Source organism: Curtobacterium sp. L1-20, assembly GCF_048755855.1.
Classification (GTDB): domain Bacteria; phylum Actinomycetota; class Actinomycetes; order Actinomycetales; family Microbacteriaceae; genus Curtobacterium.
In genome coordinates this window covers 3653905-3671878 of sequence record NZ_CP151473.1, presented here as the reverse complement: position 1 = coordinate 3671878, position 17974 = coordinate 3653905, and the positions used below count along the sequence as shown (strand labels likewise).

19 protein-coding genes are annotated in these 17974 nt (G+C 72.0%); 14 read left to right on the top strand and 5 right to left on the bottom strand.

The window, feature by feature from the left end:
- Positions 1-1306 precede the first annotated feature (1306 nt).
- The 9 genes from AAEP86_RS18805 (at position 1307) to AAEP86_RS18765 (ending at position 9921) form a co-directional block, all read left to right on the top strand.
- The gene (locus tag AAEP86_RS18805; RefSeq protein ID WP_420368799.1) at positions 1307-2128 is read left to right on the top strand and encodes a hypothetical protein; all 822 of its coding nucleotides are present in this window, start codon (positions 1307-1309) and stop codon (positions 2126-2128) included.
- Between the two features lie 25 nt (positions 2129-2153).
- On the top strand, positions 2154-3131 hold the full coding sequence (locus AAEP86_RS18800) for an HAD-IIA family hydrolase (RefSeq protein WP_420368798.1): 978 nt from the start codon (positions 2154-2156) through the stop codon (positions 3129-3131).
- 10 nt (positions 3132-3141) lie between these two features.
- Positions 3142-3291 (top strand): hypothetical protein, encoded by a 150-nt coding sequence (locus tag AAEP86_RS18795; RefSeq protein ID WP_420368797.1) that lies wholly within the window; start codon positions 3142-3144, stop codon positions 3289-3291.
- The gene (locus AAEP86_RS18790) at positions 3284-4117 is read left to right on the top strand and encodes a TlyA family RNA methyltransferase (protein WP_420368796.1); all 834 of its coding nucleotides are present in this window, start codon (positions 3284-3286) and stop codon (positions 4115-4117) included. Before AAEP86_RS18795 ends, AAEP86_RS18790 begins: the two co-directional genes overlap by 8 nt.
- Positions 4114-5040: an NAD kinase gene (locus AAEP86_RS18785; protein WP_420368795.1), complete on the top strand. Its 927-nt coding sequence runs from the start codon at positions 4114-4116 to the stop codon at positions 5038-5040. The genes AAEP86_RS18790 and AAEP86_RS18785 overlap by 4 nt, the downstream gene beginning before the upstream one ends.
- Positions 5037-6731, top strand: a complete 1695-nt coding sequence (gene recN / locus AAEP86_RS18780; protein ID WP_420368794.1) for a DNA repair protein RecN — start codon at positions 5037-5039, stop codon at positions 6729-6731. Before AAEP86_RS18785 ends, recN begins: the two co-directional genes overlap by 4 nt.
- Positions 6732-6858: 127 nt before the next feature.
- Complete coding sequence (locus AAEP86_RS18775; RefSeq protein WP_420368793.1) at positions 6859-8580, top strand: CTP synthase; 1722 nt, start codon at positions 6859-6861, stop codon at positions 8578-8580.
- 127 nt (positions 8581-8707) lie between these two features.
- The gene (locus tag AAEP86_RS18770; protein WP_420368792.1) at positions 8708-9283 is read left to right on the top strand and encodes an NUDIX domain-containing protein; all 576 of its coding nucleotides are present in this window, start codon (positions 8708-8710) and stop codon (positions 9281-9283) included.
- Positions 9284-9345: 62 nt separating this feature from the next.
- Entirely contained in the window at positions 9346-9921 is a 576-nt protein-coding gene (locus AAEP86_RS18765) for a DUF1349 domain-containing protein (RefSeq protein WP_420370530.1), read from the top strand.
- Positions 9922-10016: 95 nt separating this feature from the next.
- Here AAEP86_RS18765 and AAEP86_RS18760 read toward each other — a convergent pair whose 3' ends face one another.
- A complete protein-coding gene (locus tag AAEP86_RS18760) occupies positions 10017-10289 on the bottom strand; it encodes a hypothetical protein (RefSeq protein WP_420368791.1) in 273 nt (90 codons plus the stop codon).
- Between the two features lie 145 nt (positions 10290-10434).
- Here AAEP86_RS18760 and AAEP86_RS18755 point away from each other — a divergent pair, with 145 nt between their 5' ends.
- Positions 10435-11427, top strand: a complete 993-nt coding sequence (locus tag AAEP86_RS18755; protein ID WP_420370529.1) for a site-specific tyrosine recombinase XerD — start codon at positions 10435-10437, stop codon at positions 11425-11427.
- Between the two features lie 31 nt (positions 11428-11458).
- Here the strand turns inward: AAEP86_RS18755 and AAEP86_RS18750 are convergent, their stop codons facing one another.
- The 3 genes from AAEP86_RS18750 to AAEP86_RS18740 form a co-directional block, all read right to left on the bottom strand.
- Positions 11459-11905 carry a DUF2510 domain-containing protein gene (locus tag AAEP86_RS18750; RefSeq protein ID WP_420368790.1) on the bottom strand — a complete coding sequence of 149 codons (447 nt, stop codon included), beginning with the start codon at positions 11903-11905 and terminating at the stop codon, positions 11459-11461.
- Between the two features lie 99 nt (positions 11906-12004).
- Positions 12005-12529: a hypothetical protein gene (locus AAEP86_RS18745; RefSeq protein WP_420368789.1), complete on the bottom strand. Its 525-nt coding sequence runs from the start codon at positions 12527-12529 to the stop codon at positions 12005-12007.
- Positions 12530-12548: 19 nt separating this feature from the next.
- Complete coding sequence (locus tag AAEP86_RS18740) at positions 12549-13580, bottom strand: LLM class flavin-dependent oxidoreductase (protein ID WP_420368788.1); 1032 nt, start codon at positions 13578-13580, stop codon at positions 12549-12551.
- Between the two features lie 56 nt (positions 13581-13636).
- Here AAEP86_RS18740 and AAEP86_RS18735 point away from each other — a divergent pair, with 56 nt between their 5' ends.
- Both AAEP86_RS18735 and AAEP86_RS18730 read left to right on the top strand, forming a co-directional pair.
- A complete protein-coding gene (locus tag AAEP86_RS18735; RefSeq protein ID WP_420368787.1) occupies positions 13637-13969 on the top strand; it encodes a TraR/DksA family transcriptional regulator in 333 nt (110 codons plus the stop codon).
- Between the two features lie 131 nt (positions 13970-14100).
- On the top strand, positions 14101-14550 hold the full coding sequence (locus AAEP86_RS18730; RefSeq protein WP_420368786.1) for a TIGR02611 family protein: 450 nt from the start codon (positions 14101-14103) through the stop codon (positions 14548-14550).
- A gap of 10 nt (positions 14551-14560) precedes the next feature.
- Here the strand turns inward: AAEP86_RS18730 and AAEP86_RS18725 are convergent, their stop codons facing one another.
- Positions 14561-15817 (bottom strand): MFS transporter, encoded by a 1257-nt coding sequence (locus tag AAEP86_RS18725; RefSeq protein WP_420368785.1) that lies wholly within the window; start codon positions 15815-15817, stop codon positions 14561-14563.
- Positions 15818-15950: 133 nt separating this feature from the next.
- On the opposite strand from AAEP86_RS18725, the gene AAEP86_RS18720 reads away from it, so the two are divergent.
- Positions 15951-16316 (top strand): ArsR/SmtB family transcription factor, encoded by a 366-nt coding sequence (locus tag AAEP86_RS18720; protein ID WP_420368784.1) that lies wholly within the window; start codon positions 15951-15953, stop codon positions 16314-16316.
- Positions 16313-17950, top strand: a complete 1638-nt coding sequence (locus AAEP86_RS18715; protein ID WP_420368783.1) for a DUF7059 domain-containing protein — start codon at positions 16313-16315, stop codon at positions 17948-17950. Before AAEP86_RS18720 ends, AAEP86_RS18715 begins: the two co-directional genes overlap by 4 nt.
- Positions 17951-17974 lie beyond the last annotated feature (24 nt).

The following is a 17974-nucleotide window of genomic DNA, read 5'->3' as shown; positions in this document are numbered from 1 at the left end:
TTACTTGCAACACCAGATGTGGCCACCGGCCCTCCATCGAGAACTCGTAGGGGAGACCCTCGTTCTCGGGAGGCCGGTGGCCATTTCTGTTTCTGCCGTGAGTCACTCGACTCGTGTGCCCGTCCGTGATGGACTGGACGCGAGCACCGGGTGATCGGTGCGGCACCGACACAACGACACAGCGGACGATCGCGCGGGCTCGAGCTCGTGCACGCAACGAGGAGCAACGGTGGCGAACGACGACGAGCAGCGACGGAACGACGGCGACCGCGGAGACCGACCTCGGCGCGACGGTGATCGTTCGCCTCGCCGGAACGAGGGTGATCGTTGGTCGTCCGGGCCGCGTGAGTTCGAGCGCCGCGAGAGTGAGCGTGGCGCTGGTGCTCGTCGCGATGGCGATCGGCCGCGTGCCGGTGGGGGCTCCCGCGATGGCGGGCGTTCGTTCCGGGACGGGGACCGGTCGGGCAGCGACGGCGGCCGGCGTCCCGCATGGCGGGGGGACCGGGACAGTTCGAGTCGGCCTCCCCGCGGGGACGGCCCTCGTGGTGCGGACCGCTCGCGGCGTGATGGTGATCGTCCGTTCCGTTCGGACCGTCCGGCTCGTGATGGTGATCGTCCGTTCCGTTCGGACCGTCCGGCTCGTGATGGTGACCGTCCGCGGCGCGACGGTGACCGTCCGTTCCGTTCCGACCGTCCCGCTCGTGACGGTGACCGTCCGTTCCGATCGGACCGTCCCGCTCGTGACGGTGACCGTCCGATCCGATCCGACCGTCCCGCTCGTGACGGTGACCGTCCGCGGCGCGACGGTGACCGTCCGTTCCGTTCGGACCGCCCCGCCCGTGATGGTGACCGTCCGCGACGCGACGGTGACCGTCCGTTCCGCTCGAATCGCCCGGCTCGTGACGGCGATCGGCCGTTCCGTTCGGACCGTCCGGCTCGTGATGGTGACCGTCCGTTCCGTTCGGACCGCCCCGCTCGCGACGGCGATCGTCCGTTCCGTTCGGACCGCCCTGCTCGCGACGGCGACCGTCCGCGGCGTCCCGCCGACCGCCCGTTCCGCGGCGGGACCGACCCCGACCGCGGCGGTCGTACCGAGCGCCCTCGGTTCGGCGACGGTAGCCGGCACGCCGGTGCACGCTTCGGTGAGTCGGCCCGTGACGACTGGGAGGACCGCGACCCCTACGGCACGAAGTCGATCCGTCCGCGGCACGAGGACCCGGAGATCCCCGAGGAGATCACCGCGCGCGACCTCGACAAGGTCGCCCGGGCGGAACTGAAGACCCTCAGCAAGGACAACGCCGACTGGGTGGCACGTCACCTGGTCGCGGCCGCGATGCTCGTGGACGACGACCCGGAGACGGCGAACCAGCACGCGCTGAGCGCCGCACGTCGGGCCGGCCGTGTCGGTGTCGTCCGCGAGACCGCTGCGATCACTGCGTACCGGCTCGGCGACTTCGCCACGGCCCTCCGCGAACTCCGTACGTACCGGCGCATCTCCGGTCGCAACGATCAGCTGCCGATGATGGTCGACTGCGAGCGCGGGCTCGGCCGCCCGGAGCGCGCACTCGAGCTCGGCCGTTCGGTCGACCGCGCTGCCCTGGACACCGCCGTGCAGGTCGAACTGGCGATCGCCATGTCCGGCGCGCGACTCGACCTCGGGAACCCCACAGCCGCACTCGGTGAGCTGGAGATTCCACAGCTCGACCCCTCCACCGCCTACACGTGGTCCCCAGCGCTCTACAGTGCTTACGCGGCCACGCTCGAGGAGCTCGGCCGCCAGGACGAGGCCGACGAATGGTGGGCCCGTGTCGATCGTGCGACCGCGGCCCTGGCCGAGGTCGCCGACGAGAACGCTTGGGAGACAGTTGATGTGGTCGAGGAAGAAGTCGAAGGGCACGACGAGTCCGACGAGCTCGGAGAGCCCGAGCCCGAGGCCGACGAGCCCGGGGAGCCCGACCAGCTCGAGCCCCTCGGCGACCCCGACCCCGAGTCCGACGAGCCCGGAGAGCCCGGGGAGCCCGACCAGCTCGAGCCCCTCGGTGACCCCGAGTCCCACGAACCCGACGACGACCTCGGCGAGATCGACGACGACAACCCCATCGACGTCGACGGGTCCGCAGCCGACTGACGCCCCGAAGCCGCCGACGGCCGGTGTGGACGTCGTCCTCACCGACCTCGACGGCGTCGTGTACCGCGGCCGCAACGCCATCCCGCACGCGGTCGAAGCGCTGACGCGTGCGTCACTGACGGCTCGTGTCGGCTACATCACGAACAATGCCTCCCGTCGGCCCGTCGACGTCGCCGAGCACCTCGAGCGGTACGGCCTCGACGTGTCCGCCGATGACGTGGTGACCTCGTCGCAGGCGGGGGTCCGGCTCCTCGAGACGCTCGTCCCCGCCGGGTCGACGGTGCTGGTCACGGGTGGCCTCGGCCTGACGAGCATCGTCGAGGAAGCCGGGTTCACCGTCACCTCCAGCGCTGAGGACTCGCCGGCAGCCGTCATCCAGGGGTTCTCCCCGGACCTCGGCTGGACGCACCTGGCCGAGGCGTCGTTCGCCCTGGCGGATCCTGACGTGCCGTGGGTCGCGACGAACATGGACTGGTCGATCCCGGTCGAGCGGGGGATCGCGCCCGGCAACGGCACGCTCGTGTCGGCGGTGCACCAGGCCGTCGGCCGGATGCCGGTCGTGGCCGGCAAGCCCGAGCGACCCATCTTCGACGCCGCGATCGCCCGGTTCGGCGGCGAGCACCCGCTGTTCATCGGCGACCGACTCGACACCGACATCAAGGGTGCGAACGACGCCGGCATCCCGAGCGTGCTCGTCCTGACCGGCATCGACACGGCGAAGCAGGTGCTCGCGGCCGACCAGCGCTCCCGTCCGACGTACATCCTCCGCGACCTCCGTGGTCTGTCCGAGCCGTACCCGGTCACCGTCCGCCGCGAGGACCCGGACGGCACGCGGTACGTCACGGTCGGCGAGGTCACGGTGGCGATGCGCGGGCACGTGGTGCGGGTGCTGGACGACGGCGACGACCTCGATCTGCTGCGCGCGGGGACGGCGCTCATCTGGGAGTCCGGGCTCGCGATCTACGGCCTCGACGTCGACCCGAAGCTGTACGGCGGCGAGTAGCGTGTCCCTCGTGCCGGACGACGAGCAGGGAAGCGACGACTTCGCGCAGCGCACCGCTGCGGCCGAGTCGCTCCCGCTGGGGGAACGCGCGGACGCGTTCGCCGCGCTCCACGACGACCTGCGGACGCGACTCGAGAGCGGTGGCTCGGCGAGTGCCTGACGACCTCTCGGTCGGACAGGACGCAGCGCCCGTCCGTCTCGACGCGCTCCTGGCCGCCCGCGGGCTCGCCCGGTCCCGGACCGCGGCCGCCAAGCTGATCCAGGCCGGCCGCGTCACCGTCGCAGGCGCACCGGTCGTGAAGCCGTCGACGTCGGTGGGACCGGCTGCGCCGATCGTGGTCGACACCGTGGACGAATGGGTGTCACGTGCCGCGCGCAAGCTCGTCGGCGCACTCGACACGTTCGGTATCGACCCCTCTGGACGGGTCGTGCTCGACGTCGGTGCGAGCACTGGTGGGTTCACCCAGGTGCTGCTGCACCGCGGTGCGCGGCGGGTCGTGGCACTCGACGTGGGACACGGCCAGCTCGACCCGGTGCTGGCGCTCGACGACCGTGTCGCGGTGGTCGAGGGGGTCAACGCGCGCAACCTCACCGCGACCGACTACGCGGCACTCGACCCGTCCGCGGCCGAGACGAGCCTGGTCGTCGGCGACCTCTCGTTCATCTCGCTCCGGCTGGTGCTGCCCGCCCTCGCCGCGGCCGTGCCCGCTGACGACTTCGTGCTGCTGGTCAAGCCGCAGTTCGAGGTCGGTCGCTCCGGGGTCCGCGAGGGCATCGTCCGCGACCCGGCGCTCCGGAACGACGCACTGATGAACGTGCTCTGGGCGGCGTGGGACCTCGGTCTCGGCACGACCGGCCTCGCCGCGTCGCCGATCGTCGGCACCCACGGCAACCACGAGTACCTGGCGCGCTTCCAGCGGGATGTCGGGGGCAATCCGACAGAATGGATCCTCCGGGCGACAGAACTGACGGAAGGGACGGCATGACCGACGAGCGGCACATCCTCCTGGTCTCCCACACGGGTCGTCGGGACTCGATCGACGCTGCGGTCGAGGTCTGCGACCTCCTGCACGCGGCGGGTCTCGTGCCCGTGATGCCCTTCGACGAGTACGCCGACATCCGGCGTGCCGAAGCGTCCGTCGGGCAGGTCGACATCCTCGGTGTCGACATCCAGTCGGACCAGCTCGAGATCGTCGTCGTGCTCGGCGGCGACGGCACGATCCTCCGGGCGGCCGAGCTCGTCCGTGGCACCGGGGCGCCGATCGTCGGTGTGAACCTCGGCCACGTCGGGTTCCTCGCCGAGAGCGAGCGCGACGGCCTGACGACCACGGTCGAGCGGGTCCTGGCCGGCGAGTACCACGTCGAGGAACGCGTGACGCTGCAGGTCGACGTCGTCGTCGGCCAGCAGGTCGTCTACTCGTCGTGGGCGCTGAACGAGGCGACGATCGAGAAGGCCTCGCGGGAGCGCATGCTCGAGGTCGTCACCGAGGTCGACGGTCGCCCGCTGTCGTCGTTCGGGTGCGACGGTGTCGTGGTGTCCACGCCGACCGGGTCCACGGCGTACTCGTTCTCCGGCGGCGGCCCCATCGTGTGGCCGGACGTCGACGCCCTGCTCATGGTTCCGTTGAGCGCCCACGCCCTGTTCGCACGGCCGATCGTGGTCGGTCCGGACTGCACGCTCGCGATCGAGGTACTCCGGCGGACGAGCGGCGTCGGCGTGCTGTGGTGCGACGGCCGCCGGACGCACGACCTCCCGCCCGGCGCTCGCGTCGAGGTCCGCAGGTCGCTCGACCCCGTGCGGGTCGCACGGCTGAAGGACGCTCCGTTCACCGACCGTCTGGTCGCGAAGTTCCAGCTCCCCGTCGCCGGGTGGCGTGGCCCCCAGCAGGACGACGAGGACGAGCAGTGATCGAGGAGATCCGGATCTCGGACCTCGGGGTGATCGGCGAGACGACGCTCGAACTCGGACCCGGCTTCACCGTCGTCACGGGTGAGACCGGCGCCGGCAAGACGATGATCGTCACGGCGCTCGGCCTCCTGCTCGGAGCGCGCGCCGACGCGAGCTCGGTCCGCCGTGGTGCGTCGAGCGCCGTGGTCGAGGGCCGCTGGCACGTCCCGGACCACGACGCCGTCGCCGAGCGCGTCGACGACGCCGGCGGCACGGTCGAGGACGGCGAACTCATCCTGACCCGCACCGTCTCGGCCGAGGGCCGCAGCCGTGCGACCGTCGGCGGGCGGAGCGCCCCCGTGGCGGTGCTCGGGGAGCTCGCCGACCAGCTCGTCACGGTCCACGGGCAGTCCGACCAGATCCGCCTGACCTCCGCGACGGCGCAGCGAGCCGCGCTCGACGGGTTCGGCGGAGCCGCGCTCGACAAGGTGCTCCGGCGGTACGTCGCGGCGTACGACACGTGGCAGCAGCACGCGGGGGACCTCGAGGCGCTCACTCGTGACCGCGACGACCGGCTGGCCGAAGCCGAGCGGCTCCGTGCCGCATCGGACGAGATCGAGGCGGCCGACCCGCAGCCCGGCGAGGACGTCGAACTCGGCGAGCGTGCCGACCGGCTCGGGAACCTCGAGGAGCTCCGCCTGTCAGCGGGGCTCGCGCACGAGGCCCTGTCGAGCGAGTCGCTCGACGGCGTGCAGGACGTCGTGGGGCTGGTCGAGTCGGCCCGCCGTGCGATCGAGCGTGTCGCTGGTTCGGACGCCGCACTCCAGCCGGTGCTCGAGCAGCTCACCGAGCTCGGGATCCAGGCGACCGAGGCCTCGGCGAGCCTGTCGAGCTACATCGGTTCGCTGGAGCCCGACGCCGGCCACGACCTCGAACTCATCAACGAGCGCCGGGCGCTGCTGGCCGGGCTGACCCGGAAGTACGGCGACACCATCGACGACGTCATCGCCTACGGGCAGCGGGCGAGCGACCGGTTGCTCGAGCTCGACGGCGACGACGACCGGATCGTGGCCCTGCAGGCTGCGGTCGAGCAGGACGAACAGGCGCTCGAGGCCGCCGCCGCGGCCCTGACGTCGGCGCGGACGAAGGCGGCGACGGACCTCGCGAAGCGGGTGACCGCGGAGCTGAAGACCCTCGCGATGGCCGGTGCGACCCTCGTGGTCGAGGTCAGCGACGCCGGCGAGTACCGCCGACACGGACGCGACCAGGTGTCCATCCTGCTCCAGCCGCACTCCGGCACGGATCCCCGGCCGATCAGCAAGGGTGCGTCCGGCGGCGAGCTCTCGCGGGTGATGCTCGCGATCGAGGTCGTCATGGCGGGCAGCACCACGGTGCCGACGTTCGTGTTCGACGAGGTCGACGCCGGCGTCGGTGGTGCCGCGGCGATCGAGATCGGCCGACGTCTGGCGAAGCTCGCGGAACGCACCCAGGTCGTCGTCGTCACGCACCTGGCGCAGGTCGCGGCGTTCGCGAACAACCACCTCAACGTGGTGAAGGACGCCAGTGGCGCGGTGACGTCGTCGAGCGTCCGGCGGCTCGAGGGTGAGGAACGTCTGCAGGAGATGGCGCGGTTGCTCTCCGGGCTCGGCGACAGTGCGAGCGGCATCGAGCACGCCCGGGAACTGCTCGACGTCGCCGGCCAGAAGGCCTGAGGAGACCGCGGTCGGCCAGCCGACCGGCCGAGGTGGCCAGGAACGCGTCCCGGCCACACGCGCGGCGCAACGCCCGCGGCGAACCGAGGTCGCGCCTCCCGGCAGTTCTGACGTACGATGGAATCCCGTGGCGGACACTCTCAGCGGCGGTACCAATTCTTCGAACGCGACCCCGAAGGTGACGAAGCAGATCTTCGTGACCGGCGGGGTCGTCTCGTCCCTCGGCAAGGGCCTGACGGCCGCGAGCCTCGGCAACCTCCTCACGGCACGCGGCCTCAAGGTCGTCATGCAGAAGCTCGACCCGTACCTCAACGTGGACCCGGGCACCATGAACCCGTTCCAGCACGGCGAGGTCTTCGTGACCGACGACGGCGCCGAGACGGACCTCGACATCGGCCACTACGAGCGCTTCCTCGACATCAACCTGTCGCAGGCCGCCAACGTGACCACCGGCCAGGTGTACTCGACCGTCATCGCCAAGGAGCGTCGCGGCGAGTACCTCGGTGACACCGTGCAGGTCATCCCGCACATCACGGACGAGATCAAGCGCCGCATGCGTGAGCAGGCGCACAACGACCCGCAGCCCGACGTCATCATCACCGAGGTCGGCGGCACGGTGGGCGACATCGAGTCGCAACCGTTCATCGAGTCGGCCCGCCAGGTGCGCCACGAGCTCGGTCGGAACAACGTGTTCTTCGTGCACGTCTCGCTCGTGCCGTTCATGAACGCCTCGGGTGAGCAGAAGACGAAGCCGACGCAGCACAGTGTCGCCGCGCTCCGGTCGATCGGCATCCAGCCCGACGCCCTGGTGCTGCGGAGCGACCGTCCGGTGTCGGAGTCGAACAAGCGCAAGATCGCCCTCATGTGCGACGTCGACGAGGACGCCGTCGTGAACGCCGTGGACGTCCCGTCGATCTACGACCTCCCGACGCTGCTCAACACGCAGGGCCTCGACCAGGTCATCGTCGATGCGCTCAGGCTCGAGGCCGGTCCGGTCGACTGGACCTCGTGGACCCCGGTGCTCCGTGCGGTGCACGAGCCGAAGAAGGACGTCACGATCGCGCTGGTCGGCAAGTACATCGACCTGCCGGACGCGTACCTGTCCGTGACCGAGGCCCTCCGTGCGGGCGGCTTCGCGCACGACGCGAAGGTCACGCTGAAGTGGGTCGTCTCGGACGACTGCACCACGCCCGAAGGTGCCGCGAAGCACCTTGGCGACGTCGACGGCATCTGCGTGCCCGGCGGCTTCGGGGTGCGCGGCATCGAGGGCAAGCTCGGCGCACTGCGGTTCGCCCGCGAGCAGGGCATCCCGACGCTCGGCCTGTGCCTCGGCCTGCAGTGCATGGTCATCGAGTACGCCCGGCACGAGGCCGGCCTGACGGACGCCTCGAGCACCGAGTTCGACCCGGAGACCTCGACGCCGGTCATCGCGACGATGGCGGAGCAGGTGGACATCATCGCCGGTGGCGACCTCGGCGGGACGATGCGCCTGGGCCTCTACCCGGCGTCGTTCAGCGAGGGCTCCCTGGCGGCCGAGCTGTACGGGGCACCGGAGGCCTCGGAGCGGCACCGTCACCGCTACGAGGTGAACAACACGTACCGCCAGCAGATTGCGGACGCCGGCCTGGTGTTCTCCGGCACCTCGCCCGACGGCACGCTGGTCGAGTACGTCGAGCTCCCGCGCGACGTGCACCCGTTCTACATCGCCACGCAGGCGCACCCCGAGCTGCGCTCGCGTCCGACCGACGCGCACCCGCTGTTCGCGGGGCTCGTCGCGGCCGCGATCGAGCGCCACGAGGCGTCCAGCCTGTTCGACCCGGCCGAGGAGTCGGCGGAGGTCGTCGCTTAGGCGCCGGCTGCCACGCAGACGGGAGGCGCGGTGCCAGCTGGCACCGCGCCTCCCGTCCGTTCCGGGGTCGCGTGCGCGGAACCTGGTTCCGACGGGGGCGTCGGGGGCGGCGTGCTTGGATGGGCACGTGACTGACGCACCCATCGCTGACGAACCCGCCTCCTTCGAGGTCACCGACTCCACCGTCGTGTACGAGGGGGCTGTGTGGGACATCCGACGCGACACCATCGCCTACAACGACGACTCGATGGTCCGCGAGTACGTCGACCACACCGGTGCCGTCGCCGTCTACGCGGAGGACGAGGAGGGCCGCGTCCTGGTCATCCAGCAGTACCGGCACCCGGTGCGACTGCGTGACTGGGAGCTGCCGGCGGGCCTGCTCGACATGGAGGGCGAGGACCACCTGACGGCCGCGCAGCGCGAACTGGGCGAGGAGGCCGACCTCGAGGCCGAGACGTGGGAGCCGCTCGTCCGCTACAACACCTCGTCCGGTGGCAGCGACGAGTTCATCCAGATCTACCGTGCCCGCGGCGTGCGGACCACCGAGTCGGCGTTCGAGCGCGAGGCCGAGGAAGCCGACATCGTGAAGCGGTGGGTGCCGCGCTCCGAGGTCATCGACGGCATCTTCGCCGGCCGGCTCAACAACTCCGCCCTGGTCGTCGCGGCGCTCGCCGTCGAGGCGCTCGAGCAGCGCCGCGCGTGAGCGACCCGGACGGGCGTGCGCCGACCGGCTCTGCGGGCTCCGGCGGGTCTGCCGCCACTGGCCTGCAGGACCTCGTCGCCGCGGGTGCGTGGACGAACGAGCCGGAGCGGGCCGTGCTCGACGGAGACGTGCTCCGGGTGACCGCGGTCGAGGGCAGCGATGCCTGGCGCACGACGTCGTACGGGTTCGTGCACGACTCCGAGCACGCGTTGCTGCAGCTCACCGAGGGCTCCTTTGCGGTCGAGGCGTCGTTCGTCCTCGACCACTCCGAGCAGTTCGACCAGGCCGGGGTGTTCCTGCGGGTCGACGACCGGAACTGGATCAAGGGCGGCGTCGAGTTCTCCGACGGGGTCCAGCAGCTCGGCGCGGTGGTGACACACGAGTTCTCGGACTGGTCGGTGGCTCCCGTCCCGGAGTGGGCGGGGCGCGTCGTCACCGTGCGGGCCAGCCGCGACGGGGACGCCGTGACCATCCGGGCGTGGGCGGACGGCGAGGAACCCCGGCTCGTGCGGGTGGCGCACCTCGCTGCCGACGCTGTCGTGTCAGCCGGCCTGTTCTGTGCCGCACCGACGCGTGCGGGGCTCACCGTGACCTTCACCGGGTACCGCGGCGGTGCGCCGGACACGTCCTTGCACTGAGGCGAGCGGCGCGCGCCGCTTCGGCACGGCCTTGGACCGATCCCCGTGAGCCCTGACTGTCGGCTGCACGGGGACCGATCCGATCGAACCAGTGTTCAGCGCCCGGATGATGACGCTCGCCGCTCAGTGATCTCGGCTCGGCGTCGTTCGAACAGCTGACCGCAGAAGAGCCCGACGAGGATCCCGACGATCGCGGCTCCGAGCTGCGCGAGTTCCTGATCGGAGAGCCCGCCTCGCAGCATCACCGCAAGCGCGGTGAACCAAGCGACGATCGGTACGACGTTGAGAACCGTGCCAGCGCGGCGACCCACACCGGCCGCGCTGAGTCCGAAGGCAAGTCCTAGGACGAGACCGATCATGAGGGACATCCTCCGTTCCTAGCACTTCGGGAGCGTTGGCCGCCATCTACCAAGCGTCCTCGTTGCAGCATGCGTCAAAGGTCCGCACAACTCCGGCATTCTCGTGGCGGTGCTCGCGGTGGAGGCCATCGAGCGGCGCTAGCCTCGTGACGTGATGCCCCTCGACCGCGCGACGGAGACGTACCTGCGGCACATCGCCATCGAGCGCGGGCTCTCGCAGCACACGTTGTCGGCGTACCGACGGGACCTCGCGGCGTTCGACGAGTGGCTGGCGACGGCTCCGGTGGTGGACTCCGACGGGGCGGACCGCGCCGGGGGAGCGGCGGTGCGTGACGACGTCGCCCGGATCGCACGCCAGGACCTCGCCGGCTTCGTCGAGCACCTCGCGACCCGCCCTGAGGGGCCGCTCGCACCGCGCTCGATCGCCCGGATGCTGAGTTCCGTCCGGTCGTTCACGGCCTTCGCAGCCGCGGAGGGCTGGCTCCCGCTGGACCCCGGCGCGTCCGTCCGTCCGCCGAAGGCGCCGATGCGGCTGCCGAAGGCGATCTCGGTGCACGACATGGAGCGGCTGCTGGGCGCCGCGTCGACCGCGGACGACGACCCGGTGCAGCTGCGGGACCGCGCGCTGCTCGAACTGCTCTACGCCACGGGGGCGCGCATCTCGGAGGCGGTCGGCCTGTCCGTCGACGACGTGACGACGCTGTCGGACGACTCCGCTCCCGACGCCGCCGGCCTGTCGGTCGTGCGGGTCACCGGCAAGGGCAACAAGCAGCGGGTCGTCCCGCTCGGCAGCTACGCCCGGGCTGCGATCGATGCCTACCTGGTGCGGGCGCGTCCGGTGTTCGCCGCGCGGGGACCGTCGACGCCGGCCCTGTTCCTCGGAGCCCGGGGCGCGCGGTTGTCGCGGCAGAGCGCGTGGCTCGTGATCCAGTCAGCCGCCGACCGAGCCGGTCTCGCCGCGCACGTCTCGCCGCACACCTTCCGGCACTCGTTCGCGACGCACCTGCTCGAGGGCGGCGCGGACGTGCGCGTGGTGCAGGAGATGCTCGGACACGCGAGTGTGGCGACGACCCAGATCTACACGATGGTGACGGCGGACATGCTCCGCGACGTGTACCAGACGTCACACCCGCGGGCCAGGCGGTAGGGCCGCGCGACGGAAGGCGGGTGCCGACGGATCAGAACAGGTGGAGCTGCACGGACGCGGCGACCGCGGCCGTCGCGACGGCGACGACGAGGGCGCTCGCCGATGCGCTCCGAGCGAGGACCCGCCAGCCGCCGGTCGCGCCCGGACGGATCATCCCGACGACACCGCAGAACAGGGCGACCGCGCTGCAGGCCCCCCACGGGTTGAAGACGACCGAGGCCACGGCCAGCAGGACGGCGAGCGTCGAGGACACGCTCACGCGGTGCACCGCGGAGCCACCGGACGCCCAGGATGCCGTGCGCACCGCCGACGTCTGCACGGAGAACGACGGCCCGACGGGGGCGACGACCACCGGGACGACCGGCTCCGTGCGACTCGGGAGCATGCGGGTGGCAGCGCCCCAGGCGCGACCGTCCCACCAGCGGAGTCGGCTGGCGTCCTGCGGATCCGGGAACCAGCCGGCGGCCGGCAGTGTCACGGGTGCTCCTCGAGGTGCGGCGGATGGTGCCCTCCGACGATACGGGCGCGCCGAGGGCCGCCACAGTCCCAGGGTGGGTGTCGGCAGGATGGGGGACCGTCAGTCGTCGGACGCCACCACGACGGAGATGCGCCGGGCGGTCCGGTCGATCCGGACGAACTCGTGGAAGCCGTTGCCGCCCGTCACCCAGCCGTAGTCGTGTTCCGCCTCGGGCCCAGGGTTGCGCAGGTGGTGCAGGGTGCCCGTGCCGAGCCAGCGGATCAGTGCCTCGAGTCGCTCGACGACGTCGGCGGGCTGCCGGAAGTCCGGGTCGGTCCAGGCCTGGTCGGTGGACCACGTCCGGAGGACGGTCGCGGCATCGGCCGCCGTCGTCGGCGTGAACGACGTGGGGCCGATGCTGTCGAGCCGCCACGGGCCGTGCACCGCGACGGGCCCCTCGGTGTTGCCACCCGGGAACGGCGACGCGTAGTCGTGGCCGTAGCCGTCCGCGGCGAGCAGCTCGCCGAGTAAGTCCTCGTCGGACGCCCCGTCCGCCCCGGTCACCGCGAAGTGCGTGGTCTGCACCCACATGAACGTGCTGCCCGCCATGTGGAACAGCTCCGACCCCTCGAGCGCGACCCCCATGCCCGAGACCCTAGCGGCCTCAGGCGGGGACGGGTGCCGCGTCCACCTCCGTGAAGACGTCCTTCACCGCGGCGAGCAGTCGGGCGTTGAAGTCCACGCCCAACTGGTTCGGCACGGTGACGAGCACGGTGTCCGCGTCACGGACGGCCTGGTCGGCCGCGAGTTCCGCGACGAGGTCCTCGGGCGACCCGATGTAGGAGCGGCCGAAGCGGGCGAGTCCGCCGTCGAGGTGCCCGACCTGGTCCTGGCCCTCGACCTGCGCGCGGACGCCGAAGTAGTGGCGCGACTCGTCGTCGATGATCGGGATGATGCTGCGCGAGACGGAGACGCGCGGGGTCCGCTCCCAGCCCGACTCGGCCCACACCCGGCGGAAGCGTGCGATCTGCTCGGCCTGCAGCTGGTCGAACGGCACCCCGGTGTCCTCGGTGAGGAGGGTCGAGGACATGAGGTTCATGCCCTGCTCGGCGGTCCACTCGGCGGTGGCCCGGGTGCCGGCGCCCCACCAGATGCGGTCGCCGAGCGAGTCGGACAGCGGGGAGATCGGCAGCGAGCCGACGGAGCCGGTCATCTGGGGGTTGGCGTTCGCCATCGGTTCCCCGGCGATCGCACGACGGAACACGTTCGTGTGCGCGCGGGCCATGTCGCCGCCGTTCTCGTCGGAGGCGTCGGGCACGTAGCCGAACTGCTGGTAACCAGCGAGGGCGGTCTCGGGTGATCCCCGGGAGACGCCGAGCTGCAGTCGCCCGCCGGAGATGAGGTCGGTCGCGGCCGCCTCCTCCGCCATGTACAGCGGGTTCTCGTAGCGCATGTCGATCACGCCCGTGCCGATCTCGATGCGGCTGGTGCGAGCAGCGATCGCGGACAGCAGCGGGAACGGTGCGGCCTGCTGCGGCGCGAAGTGGTGGACGCGGAAGTAGGCGCCGTCGACGCCCGCTTCCTCGGCGGCGACGGCGAGGTCGACGGCCTGCAGGAGGGCCTCGCGACCACTGCGCACCTTGGACCCCGGCACGTCACGCCAGTGTCCGAACGACAGGAACCCGATCTTGGTCATGTCGATGCGAACGCATCCGACAGCGTCGGCATTCCGATCCGACTACGGTCTCCGACATGGACGACCCCCGCGCTGCGCTCCTCGCCGAACGGGCGCGCAACGAACGGCTCCTCGCCGACGTCGAACGGAGCATGCGCGACGTCAGCGACGCCCGCCAGGATGCCAACTCCGACGACGAGCACGACCCCGAGGGCGCGACCCTCGCGTGGGAGCGCGGCTCGCTCGGCGCGGTCCGCGACGATGCCCGGCAGCGGGTCCGACTGGTCGACGCCGCGCTCGCACGGCTCGACGCGGGTACCTACGGGCGCTGCGCGGTCGGGGGCGAGCCCATCCCGGAAGCGCGCCTGGCGGCGGTCCCGTGGGCCGCGACCTGCGTCGCGCACGCGTGACGCGCCTCCTGACGGTCACCACCTGACGGCCGGGAGGCGCGGACCGGCGCCGCCACGCGCCTCCCGGGATCCGCACCCCGCGTCCACCGCGTGCGCCGTTGATTCCCAGCCGCGGGTCCTACCGTTCGAGCATGGAAGGCGACCCGACCGAGCGAGCCGTCGAGCTCCGGCCCGACGACGCACCTCGCCAGCGCTTCCAGTGGTTCCACCGGATGCGCGCGTGGATCCACGCGCGCCCGCACGTGCACCTCTTCTACAAGGTGCTGGTCGGCATCGTCGGCGGTCTCGTCGTCGTGATCGGCCTGATCCTGGTGCCGCTGCCCGGCCCGGGGTGGCTCGTGGTCTTCATCGGGCTGACGGTCCTCGCGAGCGAGTTCCACTTCTTCCACAAGATCATCGTGTGGTTGCGGGCGCAGCTGCACCGCTTCTGGGACTGGGCGAAGCGGCACGGACCGAAGCGGCTCCGCGACGCGGCGGACCGGGGCAAGGCCGACGTCGACGCCGCGCACACCGGTGCCGCGCGGACGGTCGGGGTCCGGTCCCGTGCCCGCGGGACGAACTCGGCCCGCCCCGGGCACTGAACCGGACGCGCTACTCCGTCGGGGCGACGCGGACCGAGCCGGTCGCGGTGCGCTCGACGGCGTCGGCCGCGGCCTCCTCGACGGTGGCCGCCTCCTTCGAGGTGAGCTGCAGCACGAGGGCGACGACCGCGGCGAGCACGATGAAGCCGCCGTACCCGGCGATGACCGGCACGAGGCCGATCGACGGCTCGATCAGGCCCCCGACGACCGCGGGCACGCCGAAGGCCAGGTAGCTCACGACGTAGATGGTCGACAGCAGTCCGGCGCGGTGGGTCGGCGCAGCGGTCGCGAGGAGCATCCGGAGCGGCGCCTGGAACCCGGCGCCGAAGCCGACGCCGGCGATCGCGCTGCCGACGACGAGGCCGGGCAGGGAGTGCGCCGTCACGAACGCCACGGTGACCACCGGGCCGAGGACGAGCGCGACGAGACCGAGCAGGACGGCTCGGCGGGAGTCCATCCGCTGGATCGCCAGGCCGGTCAGCGCACCGACGCCCGTGACGACGGCGATCAGGGCACCGGCGGCGAAGTGGTTCGTGATCCCGAACACGCTGCCGAGCGCGGACGGGACCAGGGACAGGAACATCCCGCCGAGGGCCCAGCTCGCGATGAGGGACCCGGCCACGCTGCGGAAGAGGCGGCGGGAGGAACGGGGGACGCTGATCCGCGGACGCAGGGAGCGGAGGGCTCCCGGTCGGGGCGTCACGCGTTCGGGCACGACGACGAGCGCGACGACCATGAGGACGAGCAGGACACCGAAGACGACGTAGACGAGCTGTTCCGGAGCGGGACCCCACTCGACGAGGGCACCGCTCGACAGCGCACCGGTGGCGAGCGCGATCGGCGGGATGACCCCGTTCAGCACGCCGGCCAGCGACGGGTGCTGCTCGAGGGAGTTGTCGATGAGCGCGGCACCGAGCGCGCCGATGAGCAGGCCGACCGAGACGCCCTGGACGATGCGGTCGACGATGAGCGCGCCGACGCCGTCGGCGATCGCGAACAGTCCGAGCGACAGCGCGACGCCGAGGCCGCCGACGACGAGCACGGGCTTCCGGCCGACGTGGTCGGACAGTCGGCCGGCGACGAGGAGGCTCGCGAGCAGTCCCGCGACGTAGATCGCGAAGACACCGGTGAGCATGAGCGGGGTGAGGTGCCACTCCGCGGCGTAGACGGGGTAGATCGGCGACGGGACCGCCGACGAGGCGACGGAGACGAGGAGCATCGCCGCGATGATCCAGAACCCGGCGACCGAGCGAGCTGACTGCGCCATGGGCGCCCCTTCCTGGTGGACGAACGAGGTCGGACGGACCCGTTGTACGAACGGATTCGTACAGCATTGGTACCGCACCGCTGCTGTACGACGCAAGTCGTACTAGGAGCGCAACGGTGGTAGCGTCCCGTCCATGCCCGCGCCCGTGGATGCCCCCGAACGCCTGCCGCAGCCGTCCGTGGCGGAGATGGACCTCCCCGTCGTGATGGACGCGCTGAGCGACCCGATCCGCCTCGCGATCCTGCACCGGTACCTGGTCGACGCCGCGGGCGGCACACGCAGCTGCGGGTGGGTCGGCATCGACCGGCCGAAGTCGACGCTGACGCACCACTTCCGCGTCCTGCGCGAGGCCGGGTTGCTCGAGCAGCACCAGGAGGGGCTCACCCGCTCGAGTCGGATCCGCGCCGAGGACGTCGAGCAGCGGTTCCCCGGCCTGCTCGACCTCGTGTTCGCGTGGCAGGTCCCCGCCGCACTCATGCGCGACGAGGTCGCTCCGTGAGCCCGGCGCACACACTGCCCACCATCGTCTCCGACCCAGCAGTCGTCGACGCGCTCCGCACCGACCTCGCCGCGGTCGGGTACACCGTCGAGGGCGTCGAGGCTCTGTGGGGCGCGGACGCCGCCGCGGCGCTGCACCGGGGGAACCGGACGGCGGCCGTCCGAGCGGCACGCGGGCGGGTCACCGAGGCCCTCCTGCCCCGGTACACCCTCGCAGGCCTCTTCCTGCTCGGCCTCCGTCAGCCGCTCGACCACGTCCGCGCAGCCCTGCCGACCGTCGGCGTCGAGGCGCTCGTCCGTGCCGGGCTCGTCCGTCTCGAGGACCCGGTGGTCCTCCCCGAGGCGCTGGCGGACCGGAGTGACCCGGAGCGCATCCGGTCCCTGACCGAGCCCGACGTCGTCCCGCAGGTGGACCTGCGCCCGTACGCGTTCGTCGACGACCTCGGCGCCGGCAGCTGGTGGATCGTGTCGGACCTCGGCGAGCTCGCACTCGGCACGGCCCTCGGCGAGGAGCACGTCCTCGGCATCGGCGGGGCCACCACCACCCTGAGCGGCCTGCAGGTCCCCGTGCCCGTCCGCCGGGTGCTCGACCTCGGCACCGGATGCGGCATCCAGGCCATGCACGCACGGCGCTTCGCCGACGCGGTCGTCGCGACCGACATCTCCGTGCGCGCGCTCGACATCGCCCGGTTCAACGCGGCACTCAACGGCATCGACGGCATCGAGTTCCGCCTCGGCTCCCTGTTCGAGCCGGTCGCGGGGGAGCGCTTCGACCGGATCGTGTCGAACCCGCCGTTCGTCATCACGCCCCGCAGCGAGGGCGTGCCGTCGTACGAGTACCGCGACGGCGGCATGGTCGGCGACGCACTCGTCGAGACCGTCCTGCGCGGTCTGGCGGACCACCTCGAGCCGGGCGGCACCGCGCAGCTCCTCGGGAACTGGGAGTACCGCTGGGGCACCGACGGTCTCGACCGGGTCCGGTCCTGGTTCGAGGACACCGACCCCGCCGGGCAGGGCCTGGACGCCTGGGTCGTGGAACGGGAACGGCAGGACCCGGCCGCCTACGCCGAGACCTGGATCCGCGACGGCGGCACGAAGCCCGGGACGGAGGCGTTCGACCGGCTCGTCGGCGCGTGGCTCGACGACTTCGCCGACCGGAAGGTCACCGGCGTCGGCTTCGGCTACGTGGTGGTGCGGCGACCCCGGTCGGGAGGCGCGACCCACCTCCGGCGCTTCGAACGCGTCCCCGAGGTGCTCGGCTCCAACCCCGCCGGCCTCGGCGCGACGGTCGCTCGCGTCCTCGACGCGGCCGAGTGGCTCGGGGTGCACGACGACGACGCGCTCGCCGCGGCGCACCTGCGGGTCGCCGGCGACGTCACCGAGGAGCGCTTCTACTGGCCGGGCAACGACGACCCCACGGTCATGACGCTCGTGCAGGGCGGCGGCTTCGGCCGGAGGGTCGACGCGGACACCGCGCTCGCCGCGTTCGTCGGTGCCTGCGACGGGGACCTGTCCGTCGCGGCGATCATCGGGGCGATCGCCCAGATCACGGGTGCCGACGAGGGGGCGCTCACGGCGGACCTGCTGCCGCGCGCCCGGGACCTCGTGCTGGACGGACTGCTGCTCGTCGACTGACCCGCGTCGCGGTCGGCCGCCGGC